The organism is Euzebyella saccharophila (assembly GCF_014855495.1).
In the GTDB taxonomy this organism is placed as follows: Bacteria; Bacteroidota; Bacteroidia; order Flavobacteriales; family Flavobacteriaceae; genus Euzebyella; species Euzebyella saccharophila.
Genome location: NZ_JACYFJ010000001.1, coordinates 624,135 through 637,589 on the forward strand (window position 1 = coordinate 624,135; position 13,455 = coordinate 637,589).

14 protein-coding genes are annotated in these 13,455 nt (G+C 40.4%); 11 read left to right on the forward strand and 3 right to left on the reverse strand.

Annotated features, from left to right (window positions below; all coding sequences use genetic code 11):
- Positions 1-44: 44 nt before the first annotated feature.
- Positions 45-1,856, forward strand: coding sequence for a sodium:solute symporter family protein (locus tag IL355_RS02530; protein ID WP_192460627.1), 1,812 nt, complete (start codon positions 45-47; stop codon positions 1,854-1,856).
- A gap of 3 nt (positions 1,857-1,859) precedes the next feature.
- On the opposite strand, the gene IL355_RS02535 is transcribed toward IL355_RS02530, so the two are convergent.
- The gene (locus IL355_RS02535; RefSeq protein WP_192460628.1) at positions 1,860-2,273 is read right to left on the reverse strand and encodes a hypothetical protein; all 414 of its coding nucleotides are present in this window, start codon (positions 2,271-2,273) and stop codon (positions 1,860-1,862) included.
- Between the two features lie 185 nt (positions 2,274-2,458).
- Here IL355_RS02535 and IL355_RS02540 point away from each other — a divergent pair, with 185 nt between their 5' ends.
- Positions 2,459-3,544 (forward strand): acyltransferase family protein, encoded by a 1,086-nt coding sequence (locus IL355_RS02540; RefSeq protein ID WP_192460629.1) that lies wholly within the window; start codon positions 2,459-2,461, stop codon positions 3,542-3,544.
- A 2-nt stretch (positions 3,545-3,546) separates the two neighbouring features.
- Here IL355_RS02540 and IL355_RS02545 read toward each other — a convergent pair whose 3' ends face one another.
- A complete protein-coding gene (locus IL355_RS02545; RefSeq protein WP_192460630.1) occupies positions 3,547-4,137 on the reverse strand; it encodes a riboflavin synthase in 591 nt (196 codons plus the stop codon).
- A 60-nt stretch (positions 4,138-4,197) separates the two neighbouring features.
- On the opposite strand from IL355_RS02545, the gene pdxA reads away from it, so the two are divergent.
- The 9 genes from pdxA (at position 4,198) to IL355_RS02590 (ending at position 12,795) form a co-directional block, all read left to right on the forward strand.
- Positions 4,198-5,244 (forward strand): 4-hydroxythreonine-4-phosphate dehydrogenase PdxA, encoded by a 1,047-nt coding sequence (pdxA, locus tag IL355_RS02550; protein ID WP_192461327.1) that lies wholly within the window; start codon positions 4,198-4,200, stop codon positions 5,242-5,244.
- Between the two features lie 130 nt (positions 5,245-5,374).
- Positions 5,375-5,908, forward strand: a complete 534-nt coding sequence (locus IL355_RS02555; RefSeq protein WP_192460631.1) for a YceD family protein — start codon at positions 5,375-5,377, stop codon at positions 5,906-5,908.
- Between the two features lie 6 nt (positions 5,909-5,914).
- Positions 5,915-6,112, forward strand: a complete 198-nt coding sequence (gene rpmF, locus IL355_RS02560; RefSeq protein WP_100870255.1) for a 50S ribosomal protein L32 — start codon at positions 5,915-5,917, stop codon at positions 6,110-6,112.
- A gap of 285 nt (positions 6,113-6,397) precedes the next feature.
- Positions 6,398-7,393 (forward strand): beta-ketoacyl-ACP synthase III, encoded by a 996-nt coding sequence (locus IL355_RS02565; protein ID WP_192460632.1) that lies wholly within the window; start codon positions 6,398-6,400, stop codon positions 7,391-7,393.
- Between the two features lie 30 nt (positions 7,394-7,423).
- Positions 7,424-7,921 (forward strand): acetyl-CoA carboxylase biotin carboxyl carrier protein, encoded by a 498-nt coding sequence (gene accB / locus IL355_RS02570; protein WP_192460633.1) that lies wholly within the window; start codon positions 7,424-7,426, stop codon positions 7,919-7,921.
- Positions 7,922-8,006: 85 nt separating this feature from the next.
- Positions 8,007-9,359 (forward strand): acetyl-CoA carboxylase biotin carboxylase subunit, encoded by a 1,353-nt coding sequence (gene accC / locus IL355_RS02575; RefSeq protein WP_192460634.1) that lies wholly within the window; start codon positions 8,007-8,009, stop codon positions 9,357-9,359.
- Positions 9,360-9,434: 75 nt separating this feature from the next.
- Positions 9,435-10,547, forward strand: coding sequence for an NAD(P)/FAD-dependent oxidoreductase (locus IL355_RS02580; RefSeq protein ID WP_192460635.1), 1,113 nt, complete (start codon positions 9,435-9,437; stop codon positions 10,545-10,547).
- 67 nt (positions 10,548-10,614) lie between these two features.
- On the forward strand, positions 10,615-12,339 hold the full coding sequence (locus IL355_RS02585) for an IlvD/Edd family dehydratase (RefSeq protein ID WP_192460636.1): 1,725 nt from the start codon (positions 10,615-10,617) through the stop codon (positions 12,337-12,339).
- Positions 12,340-12,342: 3 nt separating this feature from the next.
- Entirely contained in the window at positions 12,343-12,795 is a 453-nt protein-coding gene (locus IL355_RS02590) for a 3-oxoacyl-ACP synthase (RefSeq protein ID WP_192460637.1), read from the forward strand.
- Positions 12,796-12,800: 5 nt separating this feature from the next.
- On the opposite strand, the gene IL355_RS02595 is transcribed toward IL355_RS02590, so the two are convergent.
- Positions 12,801-13,262, reverse strand: a complete 462-nt coding sequence (locus IL355_RS02595; protein ID WP_317175475.1) for a COG2426 family protein — start codon at positions 13,260-13,262, stop codon at positions 12,801-12,803.
- Between the last annotated feature and the right edge of the window lie 193 nt (positions 13,263-13,455).

Consider the following 13,455-nt stretch of genomic DNA (forward strand, 5'->3'; position numbering starts at 1 on the left):
AAACAATATCTTTATCGGCTAACCAAAATACCAACTACCGTTCTATGCAGTTATCTACCCTCGACTACAGTTTTATTATCGTCTTTTTCTCCATTGTATTGGGGATTGGAATCTATGTTTCAAAAAAATCCGGCAAGAATTCTTCGGAGTTTTTTCTTTCCGGAAGAACCATGCCATGGTGGCTTTTAGGGCTATCTATGGTCGCAACCACTTTCTCGACCGATACCCCCAATTTAGTAACGGATATTGTTAGGACCAATGGGGTCTCTGGAAACTGGGTTTGGTGGGCGTTTTTAATTACCGGACTTTTGACCGTGTTCGTTTACGCAAAATTATGGCGTAGGTCTAATGTGAATACGGATTTGGAATTTTATGAGATGCGCTATGGAGGTAAGGCAGCTAGTTTTCTTAGAAAATTTAGGGCCATTTACTTAGGCGCATTGTTCAATATCATTACCATGGCATCCGTTACCTTGGCCGCTATTAAAATTGGCGGAATCATGTTAGGGCTGGAACCATGGGAAACCGTGGTAGGTGCGGGATTGATTACCGTTACATTTTCCGCTCTTGGCGGATTTAAAGGAGTGGTTTATACGGATTTCTTACTGTTTTTTGTAGCCATGGCAGGTGCGATCGGCGCAGCTTACTACTTGGTAAACATCCCTGAAGTGGGAGGGATAGATGCTTTGATGGCCAATGAGGTTGTAAAATCTAAATTGGACATTCTGCCTGATTTTAGTGATCAGAATGCATTGATTATGTTATTTATAATACCTCTAGCTGTACAGTGGTGGAGTTCTTGGTACCCTGGTGCAGAGCCTGGGGGTGGAGGCTATATCGCCCAGCGAATGTTAGCGGCTAAAGATGAAAACCATGCTATTGGCGCCACTTTCTTTTTTAATATCATGCATTACGCCTTAAGGCCTTGGCCGTGGATTTTAGTAGCCTTGTCCTCTTTAGTTGTTTTTCCTGATGTGGCCAGTATTCAGGAGGCGTTTCCAAATATTGCAGAGAGCAAGTTGGGTCATGATTTGGCCTATTCTGCCATGTTGACGAAATTGCCTAGCGGATTGTTGGGGGTGGTTCTAGCATCCTTGATAGCAGCATATATGAGTACCATTTCTACCCAATTGAACTGGGGTTCCTCCTACATTGTTTTTGACTTTTATAAACAACAAATAAATCCGGATGCAACAGAAAAGCAGATGGTTGCTATTGGAAGGATATCTACTGTAGTACTAATGGTATTTAGTGCTGTCTTGGCATTGGCATTGGAAAACGCATTGCAAATTTTTGATATACTACTAACTTTTGGAGCGGGAACAGGTCTAATCTTTATTCTGAGATGGTTCTGGTGGAGAATTAATGCGTGGAGCGAGATTGCTGCGATGTTCGCTTCTGGTATCATTTCAATTTTGTTAAAAACAACCGCTCTAGGAGCAATGCTATTCAATGCTGAAGACGGTGTATTCCCAAGTTGGTTTGAATATCCTTTTGTGGTTATTACTACGTCTGCTATTTGGTTGACCGCTACTTTTATGACCCAGCCAGAATCTAAAGAAACCTTACGTTCATTTTATAGGAGAATTCAGCCGGGAGGCCCTGGTTGGAGTAAAGTGGTTAACGAAGCTGCAGCGGAGGGAGAGGAAATTAAGAAGGACAATGAAAAGTGGAGTGTGCCACAAGGCATAACGGCCATGCTTTTAGGTTGTATCCTAATATATACCATTATGTTCTCAACTGGCTATTGGATTTATGGAAGAACCATGCCCGCATTGATTCTCACGGGTGTTGCATTGGTGTCTGCCTTCTTGCTTATAAAAGCCTGGGGCAGGATGAAAGATAATATCCTTTAAAAGTTATTGCTCGTCCAACAGAATCTTAAGGATTTCTTCGTTGGCAATTTCAATGATGGAGGTGGATGATACTTCGGTAGATTCACCTCCTTCGTCATTTATAAAGGCCTTAAACGGTATTTGTTCCCCATCCTTATATACTTCAATTTGGTACAGAGTTTTACTGCCTTCTTGCATTTCATTATAATTATAGCCCAGTAAACTTTGGCCGTACTCTTTTTCAATTCCGGTCCCTAGACGCAGCTTATAGGAAACATAATCCGCAGAAAAACCGGAAGAATTAATGAATGATAGTCCGGTATCATTGGCAATTTGAGCTTCGCCGCTTACAACAGTTAGTGTTTCCTCATCCTTGGAGCAACCAACCAAAAAGATAATGCCTACTGCTAACAGTAGATTTCGTAGGTTTTTTGTCATGATAGTTTTTTTAGGGAGTATCTATAATCTCCTGATTTGGGTACAGACCAAAAAAGTCTTATTTATAAACGATTTATTTAGAAGGGTATTGTGTGAAATTTAATGGCTTCAAATGTTGTTACTTGATTTTTTGGAGCATTAGCTTATCTTTAAACAGATTTTAACCAACCGCCAGATTAATTTTCATGAAGGACCGAATTCTCTCCGTTGACATTTTTAGGGGGATGACCATTGTTTTAATGATATTGGTAAATACCCCGGGAACTTGGAGGGCCGTATATGGGCCACTAAAACATGCGCAATGGCATGGTTACACTCCCACAGACCTCGTTTTCCCTTTTTTCTTATTTATCGTAGGCACTTCTATCGTGTTCGCCTATAAGAACAAAAAAGCCACGGCTGCGACGTATAAAAAAATTACCGTCAGGGCTTTGAAACTAATAGGGCTCGGCTTGTTTTTAGGGGCATTCACCCTTAATTTTCCTTTCATAAAGGATTTTGCCGATATTAGATTTCCTGGTGTACTTCAAAGGATTGGAGTGGTTTTCTTTTTTGCTTCCATTCTGTTTTTAAATCTTAACTGGAAATCATTGATTGGTGTTGCCATTGTTCTTTTGGTAGGCTATTGGTTGCTTATGGGTTATGTTCCGGTAAACGGGGTGGAATCTACTTTTGAAAGGGCGCCCAATAATTTGGCCAACTACATAGATGTACAGGTGTTTGGTACCCATAACTACAAAGAAGATTATGACCCTGAGGGGCTTTTGAGCACCTTACCTTCTATTGTAAGTTCCTTATTGGGAATTTTTACCGGACTTATTTTAACGTCCAAACAAGAAAAGAAAGCGATTATTCTCTTTGGACTTGGTGGCGCCTTCCTCATTATTGGGTATTTGTGGGATTTTGTCTTTCCTATCAACAAAGCCTTATGGACAAGCAGTTTTGTAATGGTTACCGCAGGTTGGGCCAATCTTATTCTTGCCTTGATCTATTATTTGACCGATGTAAAAAAAATTCAATTTGGTACTATTTTTAGATATGCCGGCGCTAATGCTATTGTACTTTATTTTCTTTCCAGTTTTATCAGTAAACTTTTGGGAATGATCAAGATGGGTGAAACATCGTTACATGGTTGGTTGTTTGAAACCATTTATGTGCACGATTTTATGTCATTACAGATGTCCTCTTTGTTGTATGGGCTTACGGTAGTAGCTTTTTATTGCCTTTTAGCCTATGTTTTGTATCAGAAAAAGATATTTATAAAGGTGTAATATTAAACCCTTAGTGACAAGAGCTTGGCAACATACTTGCCTATAACATCGAACTCAAGGTTGACCGTTGTGCCTACTTGATACGTATTAAAACGGGTATGATCATAGGTGTAGGGAATAATCGCCACACTAAAGGTATTTGAACCGGAATCAACTACCGTTAAGCTCGTACCGTCTATAGTAATGGAACCTTTCTCTATGGTTGTATTTCCAATGGCGGCATCGTATTCAAAGGTAAAAAACCAACTGCCGTCCTTTTCGTTTATTTGTGTGCAAGTTGCCGTTTGGTCTACATGACCCTGAACAATATGACCATCTAATCTAGACCCCATAATCATTGCACGTTCTAAATTTACCATATCTCCCTCCTTTAATTCATCCAAATTGGTTTTTTGGAGGGTTTCTTCAATGGCGGTAACGGTATATGAATCTTCTTCTAAGGAAACTACGGTAAGGCACACCCCATTATGCGCAACACTCTGGTCTATTTTCAATTCACTGGCAAGGTTGGTCTGTACGGTGATGTGAAGGTTTCCGCCCTCATTTTCAAGTTGCTTTACCTTCCCTAAGGTTTCAATAATACCGGTGAACATAATCCGTAGAAATTAAGTAGTTTTGTGCTTACAATTGATGCTGCAAAGGTAAAGAATAACATGGAGGAAGAGGAAAAAATTAAATTGGGAATCTCTATTGGGGATTTAAACGGAATTGGCTGTGAAGTGGTTCTTAAAACATTTGAAGATAACAGAATGTTGGATTTTTGCACGCCGGTTATTTTTGCTTCCAACAAGACTGTTTCTTTCCAAAAAAAGGAGCTGGGTATTGAAGTGAACTACCACGGAATTCAGGAAGCCTCTAAAGCTATTGATGGAAAAATTAATGTGGTAAACGTTTGGAAAGAGGTCCCCACCGTAACGTTCGGAGAATCAAACAATGAGGGTGGCAAATACGCTATTAAGTCCTTAAGAGCCGCTGTTAATGCTCTTAAAAATGATGAAATAGATGCTTTAGTGACGGCGCCTATCAATAAGACCAATATTCAGGCGGACGATTTTAAATTTCCTGGACATACTGATTTTCTCGCCCAACAGTTGGAAGGTGAAAGTTTGATGTTCATGGTTACAGATGAGCTCAAAGTAGGCTTGTTAACGGATCACGTGGCTGTAAAGGACGCGCCGGCCGCTATAAATGCCATACTAATAAGGAATAAGGTTCGCACTATTGAGAAGTCCCTTCGGATGGATTTTAAAATACGGGCTCCTAAAATTGCCTTGTTGGGTATTAATCCACATAGTGGGGATAATGGGGTAATTGGCAAAGAGGATGAAGAGATTCTGAAACCAGTAATCAAGGAGATGTCAGATGCCGGGCATTTGGTTTTTGGCCCTTATTCTGCAGATAGTTTTTTTGGATCTGATTCCTACAAAAACTTTGATGCCGTTCTTGCTGCATATCACGATCAGGGACTTATTCCCTTCAAGACGTTATCCTTTGGAAAAGGGGTGAATTTTACCGCTGGATTATCCAAGGTTAGAACCTCACCAGATCATGGTACGGCTTACGAAATTGCAGGAAAAGGAAAGGCGGATCACAGTTCTTTTAAAGAAGCTGTTTTTATGGCCTTGCAAATTTTTAGAAATAGAAAGGAATATCAAGAACTTACGGAAAATCCGCTGCAAAAACAGCGCGTAAGAAGGTGATGTTGTTGATATTTTCTTGAAAAGTTATACAGTCCCTTGAAATACAATTAAAAAGGGTTGTTGGTTTATTAAAAAAGAGTATCTTTGCACCCGCCTTTGAATGGGCGGGTATATTAATTATAGTGTTGAAATGATGAAGCAAAAGGAGTTTAGTATTCCTTTCTCAGGGTTGAAGCAAGGAAAACACGATTTTGAGTATACCATCAACAACCAGTTCTTTGAATCTTTTGGGTATGAGGAGTTCAATGGTGCCAATATTCATCTTAACGTAGAGCTAAGGAAATTGAGCAATATGCTCGAGTTCTTTTTAAATGCAGACGGTACGGTAAATGTAAATTGCGATTTGACCAATGAGCCCTACGAGCAACCAATTTCTTCAGAATTGAAATTGGTGGTAAAATTTGGTGAAGAATATAATGATGAGGATGACGAAATTTTGATTATCCCTCATGGTGAACACCAAGTGAATATTGCCCAATATGTATATGAAATGCTGGTGTTGGCTGTTCCGCAAAAAAGGGTTCACCCAGGTGTTTTAGATGGTAGCTTACAATCTGAAGCACTTAAGAAATTGCAGGAACTTCAACCTAAAGAGAAGAAAGAAGAAATTAAAGAAAACGATCCCCGTTGGGACGAATTAAAGAAACTGTTAACGGATAAATAAGTTAAAATGGCACATCCTAAGAGAAAAATTTCGAAAACCAGAAGGGATAAAAGACGTACGCACTACAAAGCGGTTGCTCCTACTTTAGCTACCGATCCTACTACTGGAGAAATGCACCTTTTCCACAGAGCCCACTGGCACGAAGGAAAACTATATTACAAAGGTCAAGTCTTAATTGACAAAACAGAAGAAGCAGAAGCATAATTGTGCATTCTTATACCATATATAACTCCCGTATGTTAAAATCAACGGGAGTTTTTTTATGGATTAAACCTGTGATCAGGTAATTTTGTTCCCTAGTATTAGGGTGCTTTCTTAAGTTCCTATGTTACGGGTTTTTAACCCTTCAAGGATTTTAAGAGGTAATCAGGCTCGGAATTAAATTTTCAAAAACGAGGGTGTTTCAGAAAATTTTTGCTGAAAAATGTTTAATTTTCACCAATTTTCAAGCATTTTTGATGGTTTTTTGGATATCAAAGCAACTTTATAATGACTAAAATAACAGCAGCAATTACCGCTGTAGGAGGTTACGTTCCCAAATTTGTACTTACCAACAAAATGCTGGAAGGTATGGTGGAAACCAATGATGAGTGGATCGTTTCTAGAACTGGGATTAAAGAGAGACGTATATTAAAACCGGAAGAAGGGGAAGGAACTTCCTATATGGCCATTAAGGCGGCGAACGAGCTTATTGAAAAAAGAGATCTTGACCCCACAGAAATTGATTTGGTTATAGTGGCAACGGCCACACCGGATAATATGGTAGCCTCTACTGCAGCTTTTGTTGCAGCTAAAATTGGGGCTAAAAATGCCTTCGCTTATGATTTGCTGGCCGCTTGTTCCAGTTTTCTTTTTGGCATGTCTACAGCAGCTAGTTACATTCAATCCGGAAGGTATAAAAAGGTATTGTTGATCGGAGCTGATAAAATGTCCTCGATTATTGATTATACGGATAGAACTACTTGTATAATATTTGGGGATGGTGCTGGTGCTGCTTTGTTTGAACCTAATGAAGAAGGCTTGGGCCTTCAAGATGAATATCTTCGTTCGGACGGTAACGGAAGACAGTTTTTAGGGATGGATGCAGGAGGATCAATAATGCCTGCAACTGAGGAAACGGTAAAGAACAGAAAACACTATATTTATCAAGATGGTAGAACGGTATTTAAATTTGCCGTTTCTAACATGGCAGATGTGGCCGAAAAAATTATGCAACGTAATAACTTACAAGAGTCCGATGTTGCATGGTTGGTTCCGCATCAAGCCAACAAGAGGATCATAGACGCCACGGCGAATAGAATGGGCTTGGATAGTTCTAAGGTTCTTATGAACATACACAGGTACGGAAATACAACTTCTGCCACCCTGCCATTGCTCTTGGCGGATTTTGAAGGGCAGCTTAAAAAGGGAGATAACTTAGTGTTTGCCGCATTTGGAGGCGGATTTACCTGGGGCTCCATTTACTTGAAGTGGGCCTATAATTAATTTATTAGATTTCAAAACAAACTTAAATTCATGGATATAAAAGAGATTCAAAGCCTTATTAGATTTGTAGCAAAATCTGGTGCTAGTGAGGTGAAGTTGGAGATGGAAGACATTAAAATTACCATCAAAACGGGTTCTTCAGATGCCGGTCCTGAGACCACCTTTGTTCAACAAATACCCATGGCCCAGGCACCAATGCAACAGGCGCCTGTGCAAGCTGCACAACCAGCTGCTGAAGCGGCCTCTTCCGGGGCTAGTTCAGATGCTAAGAAAGAGGACGATTCTAAGTACATTACCATCAAGTCTCCAATTATTGGTACGTTCTACAGAAAACCATCACCGGATAAGGACGCATTTGTTGAGGTAGGAAGTAGTATTGGTAAGGGCGATGTTCTTTGCGTTATTGAAGCAATGAAGCTTTTCAATGATATAGAATCTGAAGTCTCTGGAAAAATAGTAAAGATTTTGGTAGATGATTCTTCTCCGGTAGAATTTGATCAACCATTGTTTTTGGTAGACCCTTCCTAGTTAAGAATTTCCAAATAAATGTTTCGGTAGCTACTTGTTGATTTAGACTCCGAGACCTAAAATTTGGCTTTTAATTTTAAAAGTTATGTTCAAAAAAATACTCATTGCCAATAGGGGAGAGATTGCGCTTCGTGTTATTCGTACGTGCAAGGAAATGGGCATCAAAACGGTGGCCGTTTATTCCAAGGCAGATGAAGAAAGTTTACATGTTCGTTTTGCGGATGAGGCCGTATGTATAGGTCCGGCGCCCAGTAGCGAATCCTATTTAAAGATACCGAATATCATCGCTGCAGCTGAGATTACCAATGCAGATGCCATTCACCCTGGTTACGGTTTCCTTTCCGAAAATTCTAAGTTTTCCAAGATTTGTGCAGAGCATGATATTAAATTTATTGGAGCTTCTGGAGAGCAGATAGACCGTATGGGTGACAAGGCCACGGCCAAAGAAACTATGAAACAGGCGGGTGTTCCTGTTGTACCGGGCTCGGAAGGATTGCTTAAGGATGTTGCCCACGCCAAAAAGGAGGCAAAGAAGATGGGATATCCTGTTATGATAAAAGCTACTGCCGGTGGTGGTGGTAAAGGTATGCGTGCCATTTGGTCCGAAGATGAGATGCAAAGCAATTTTGAAAGTGCAGTACAGGAAGCCACGGCCGCTTTTGGTAATGGTGGTATGTACATGGAGAAATTGATTGAAGAGCCAAGACATATTGAAATTCAAGTTGTAGGTGATCAGTATGGAAAGGCTTGTCACTTATCGGAAAGGGATTGTTCCGTTCAGCGTAGGCATCAAAAGCTTACGGAGGAAACACCTTCTCCCTTCATGACGGATAAACTACGTGATGATATGGGTAAGGCTGCCATCAAGGCTGCGGAGTTTATTAAATATGAAGGAGCGGGAACTATTGAGTTTTTAGTGGATAAACACCGTAATTTCTACTTTATGGAGATGAACACCCGTATTCAAGTAGAGCATCCAATTACGGAGCAAGTAATAGACTATGACCTCATTAGGGAGCAGATTTTAGTTGCAGGCGGCGTTCCAATTTCCGGAAAAAATTACCTTCCAAAACTACATTCGATTGAGTGTCGTATCAATGCCGAAGACCCTTATAACAATTTTAGGCCATCCCCAGGTAGAATTACCACATTGCACACTCCGGGTGGGCACGGGGTTCGAATGGACACCCATGTCTATAGTGGATATAGTATTCCGCCAAACTATGACTCTATGATTGCCAAGTTGATTACCACTGCGCAAACACGCGAGGAGGCAATTAATAAAATGAAAAGAGCATTGGATGAGTTTGTAATTGAAGGAATAAAAACCACCATCCCTTTTCATAGGCAATTGATGGATCATCCAGATTATTTGGCTGGAAATTATACCACCAAGTTTATGGAAACCTTTAAAATGGCTCCGGAAAAAGAAGATTAAAAATACGGCCCCGATTTTTCGGGGCTTTTTTTTGCGCTGCATTTTTTACCTTCATGCAATCGCAATGTAAAGGTTATGAATCTCAGCTATTGGGAATATAAAACATGGTTGGACCGCATTGATTTTACCGTAGTTGGTAGCGGCATTACAGGTCTAAATTGCGCCCTTCAGTTACGGGAACGATTTTCCAATGCAAAAATTTTGGTGATTGATAAGGGTGTTCTGCCTCAAGGTGCGAGTACTAAAAATGCCGGTTTTGCCTGTTTTGGTAGTATTTCCGAAATACTGGATGATTTAAAAAACCATTCGGAAGATGAGGTGGTAAATCTGGTGAATAGAAGATGGGAGGGAATTCAATTTCTTCGGAAAACTTTGGGTGATACCGCCATGGATTTTCAACAATTTGGGGGATATGAAATATTTTCTAAAAAAGATGAAGAGCTTTTTGAAAGTTCCATGGCCCAGATAGGTTATATGAATGAACTGCTTTTATCCGTTTTTGGCCAGAAGGCTTTTGAACTTTATTCCAATAATTTTGGTTTTGGAAATTGTCTGAATCAATCCGTGGTAAACCCATTGGAAGGTCAATTAAACCCGGGTAAAATGATGATTGCGTTGCTCAAAAAAGCAAGGGCGGCCAATATTAGCATTTTAAATGGGGTTGAAGTACAGCACCTAGAAGAGGGAAGCAATTCGGTAGTAGTAACGACACCTGAATTTGAATTTTCCTCCAACTATGTTTGCATTGCTACCAATGGCTTTGCGGCTCAGCTCACGGGAGAAAAAATAAAGCCAGCAAGGTCCCAAGTGCTTTTGACCAAGCCCTTGAAGAATTTAAAAGTCCAGGGAACCTTTCATCTAGATAAAGGTTATAGTTATTTTAGAAATTTGGATAACCGTATTTTATTAGGCGGTGGTAGAAATCTGGATTTTTCAGGGGAAGAGACTACTAAATTTGGTAACACAGAGGTAATTCAACTTCATTTGAAAAAAGTCCTTACTGAATTGATCCTTCCTAACCAGCAAATAGAAATTGATTGTAGATGGAGCGGAATAATGGGTGTAGGAAATTCCAAACGGCCCATTGTAAAACAACTGAGCGATCATGTATTCTGTGGAGTTAGGTTAGGGGGTATGGGCGTGGCTATAGGAAGTTTGGTGGGTAAGGAAATGGCAAACTTGGTTTAGCTTTTTTAGATTGTTTCTCTTCTTGATATTCGCTATTTTAATCGATTCTAATACCAACTAAAACTACATGTCCATAAAGAAAAAGCTTCGCAGTTCAGAATGGTTCAATAGCGACAATAAGAAAATGAATTTCGTACACCGTTCGTGGTTGCGAAATCAAGGGTATCCTGATGATTATTTTGAAGGTAAGCCCGTCATTGGCATCTGTAATACATGGTCCGATCTCACGCCTTGTAATGGACATTTGCGGCAATTTGCCGAAGTGGTGAAAAGAGGCATTCTGGAGGCAGGAGGTTTTCCTATGGAATTTCCGGTGATGAGTTTGGGCGAGACCATTATGAAGCCCACCACTATGTTATTTAGAAATTTGGCCAGTATGGATACTGAGGAGTCCATTAGGGCCAATCCCTTGGACGGTATTGTTCTTTTAACAGGATGCGATAAAACAACACCCTCTACGTTAATGGGGGCCTGTAGTGTAGATTTGCCCACTATCGTGGTTCCGGGAGGTCCCATGTTGAGTGGGCGTTTTAGAGGAGAGCAAATAGGTTCTGGTTCCATGAATTGGATGGTGAAGGAAAAGCAGAACAATGAGGCCTTTACGGATGCCGATTTTAGGGAAGCGGAAGTCTGTTTGGCCAGAAGTATAGGTCATTGTAATACAATGGGTACAGCTTCCACTATGTCAACCATGGTAGAAGCCTTGGGGTTAACACTGCCCGGATTTTCTTCCATTCCCGCTGCTGACGCCAGAAAGAAAATGTACGCACAGCTTTCCGGCAGACGTATTGTAGAAATGGTCAAGGAAGATTTGACTCTATCAAAAATACTTACTAGAGAGGCATTTGAAAATGCTATTGTAACCAACTCCGGGGTTGGCGGATCTACCAACCTTATTATCCATTTAACGGCCGTAGCAGGCCGTGTGGGCATTGATTTAAAGTTAGAGGACTTTGATATACATGGCAGCAAGATACCGTTGCTGGTCAATTTAAAACCGTCCGGGAAATACCTAATGGAAGATTTCTACTATGCAGGTGGCCTTCCCGTGGTTTTGAAGAACTTGATGCCCTTGCTGCATAAGGAGGTCATTACGGTAAATGGGGCCACAATGGCGGAGAATTATAAGGATGCCGTTTGTTATGAAGAAGATGTGATACGTACCCTGGAGAGTCCCTTAAAAAAAGAAGCGGGAATTGCAGTATTGAAAGGAAATCTGTGCGAAAATGGTTCAGTTATCAAGCCCTCCGCGGCTTCATTACATCTAATGAAGCATACGGGTAAGGCAGTAGTTTTTGAAACTATGGAAGATTATCATGAACGCATAGATGACCCCAACCTGAAAATTGATGAAAATAGCGTTATTGTTTTAAAAGGAGTGGGGCCTAAGGGATATCCGGGAATGCCGGAGGTAGGTAATGTAGACCTGCCCGCCAAATTGATCAAAAAAGGCGTGAGGGATATGGTTCGTATCTCGGATGGCAGAATGAGCGGTACCGCTGGTGGCACCGTAATACTTCATGTTTCCCCAGAATCATCTGTTGGCGGTACTCTGGCATTGGTAGAAAACGGTGATATGATTTCCTTGGATGTAGAAAAAAGAAGTTTGGAGTTATTGGTTTCTGATGAGGAACTACAAAAAAGAAAACAGTCTTGGAAAGCGCCCGAACCAAGAGCGGATAGAGGCTATGTAAAATTGTACATAGACCATGTGGAACAAGCGGATAAGGGTGCGGATTTAAATTTTTTGGTTGGAGGGTCTGGCTCTAAAGTGGAACGTGATTCGCACTAATTTATGAATACGTTAAAAGAGGAAGTATTTAGGTTTTGTACAGAATTTGTTCATAGTAGAATTTCTCGAATTAAAGCCTCGATAGCGGAAATCGAGGAATCATTACAAAGTGAAACCAAAAGTTCTGCTGGTGACAAACACGAGACCGGTAGGGCCATGATTCAGCTGGAAAGGGAAAAGTTGGGTGCTCAATTGGCAGAGGCAGAGCGTATGTTCCAAATTTTATTGCGTACGGCAAAGACTAGTGTTTCCAATAAAGGAGTATTGGGGAGTTTGGTTTTTACCAGCGCCGGTAATTATTATTTGTCCGTTTCTGCAGGGGAATTCAAAAATTCAGAATTAAGTGTATTTTGTATATCCGCTGCCACACCTATAGGAAAATTATTATTGGGGAAGGAAGTGGGAAATGAAGTATCCTTTAGGGATAAAAAAATCACTGTTTTAGAAATAAAATAGGAGGTTTACACCTGTCCCGTTCCTTTCATGGACAGATAAGTAGCTGTCCAAACGATGACGGACGAAAAGAATATACCTATGGTATTGGCCCAAAAAGCTTTGCTTTTTTCAATTCTAAAAAGATAGGTTGCAATGCTCCCTGCATAAACCCCTGTGCCGGGCAATGGAATCATTACAAAAAGGATAAGACCCCAAAAGCCATATTTCTGAATTTTACCTCCTGATCCCGTTTTGGCGCGTCTAGCTACATAAATAGCCGATTTCTTATAAAAAAACCAACGTAAGAAATACTTGTTAATCTTTTCCAAGAAGAATATCATGATAGGGAAAACAAGCACATTTGCCGCAAAGCAGGCAATGAAAACTAGGTAGATATTGTGTCCGTTGAGCATTCCATATGGGATGCCTACCTTGGCTTCACCAAAGGGCGATAAACTCCACAAAACAGCTATTATAAAATCTATGATAACAGTAAAATTAAATTCAGCAAAGCTAGCATTATCACAGTTTTGTACCAATTTCAACTCTTAAAAATTGATTAAAGTTTAGCTAAAGCCGATAAATGGTCTTTAGGTCATGGCTTTTAAACCGTTGAACGAATTTTTACAATAAATAGTAAGCTCCTAAGTTTTCTTGAAAACGTTTTGTACCCCCAAATCA

What these genes read in the sequence shown, in the direction of transcription:
- accC (WP_192460634.1), top strand. Translation starts at nt 8,007, where the DNA reads ATGTTCAAAAAAATACTCATTGCCAATAGGGGAGAGATTGCGCTTCGT.
- IL355_RS02530 (WP_192460627.1), top strand. Translation starts at nt 45, where the DNA reads ATGCAGTTATCTACCCTCGACTACAGTTTTATTATCGTCTTTTTCTCC.
- IL355_RS02580 (WP_192460635.1), top strand. Translation starts at nt 9,435, where the DNA reads ATGAATCTCAGCTATTGGGAATATAAAACATGGTTGGACCGCATTGAT.
- IL355_RS02535 (WP_192460628.1), bottom strand. Translation starts at nt 2,273, where the DNA reads ATGACAAAAAACCTACGAAATCTACTGTTAGCAGTAGGCATTATCTTT.
- IL355_RS02540 (WP_192460629.1), top strand. Translation starts at nt 2,459, where the DNA reads ATGAAGGACCGAATTCTCTCCGTTGACATTTTTAGGGGGATGACCATT.
- IL355_RS02545 (WP_192460630.1), bottom strand. Translation starts at nt 4,137, where the DNA reads ATGTTCACCGGTATTATTGAAACCTTAGGGAAGGTAAAGCAACTTGAA.
- pdxA (WP_192461327.1), top strand. Translation starts at nt 4,198, where the DNA reads ATGGAGGAAGAGGAAAAAATTAAATTGGGAATCTCTATTGGGGATTTA.
- IL355_RS02590 (WP_192460637.1), top strand. Translation starts at nt 12,343, where the DNA reads ATGAATACGTTAAAAGAGGAAGTATTTAGGTTTTGTACAGAATTTGTT.
- rpmF (WP_100870255.1), top strand. Translation starts at nt 5,915, where the DNA reads ATGGCACATCCTAAGAGAAAAATTTCGAAAACCAGAAGGGATAAAAGA.
- IL355_RS02585 (WP_192460636.1), top strand. Translation starts at nt 10,615, where the DNA reads ATGTCCATAAAGAAAAAGCTTCGCAGTTCAGAATGGTTCAATAGCGAC.
- IL355_RS02555 (WP_192460631.1), top strand. Translation starts at nt 5,375, where the DNA reads ATGATGAAGCAAAAGGAGTTTAGTATTCCTTTCTCAGGGTTGAAGCAA.
- IL355_RS02565 (WP_192460632.1), top strand. Translation starts at nt 6,398, where the DNA reads ATGACTAAAATAACAGCAGCAATTACCGCTGTAGGAGGTTACGTTCCC.
- accB (WP_192460633.1), top strand. Translation starts at nt 7,424, where the DNA reads ATGGATATAAAAGAGATTCAAAGCCTTATTAGATTTGTAGCAAAATCT.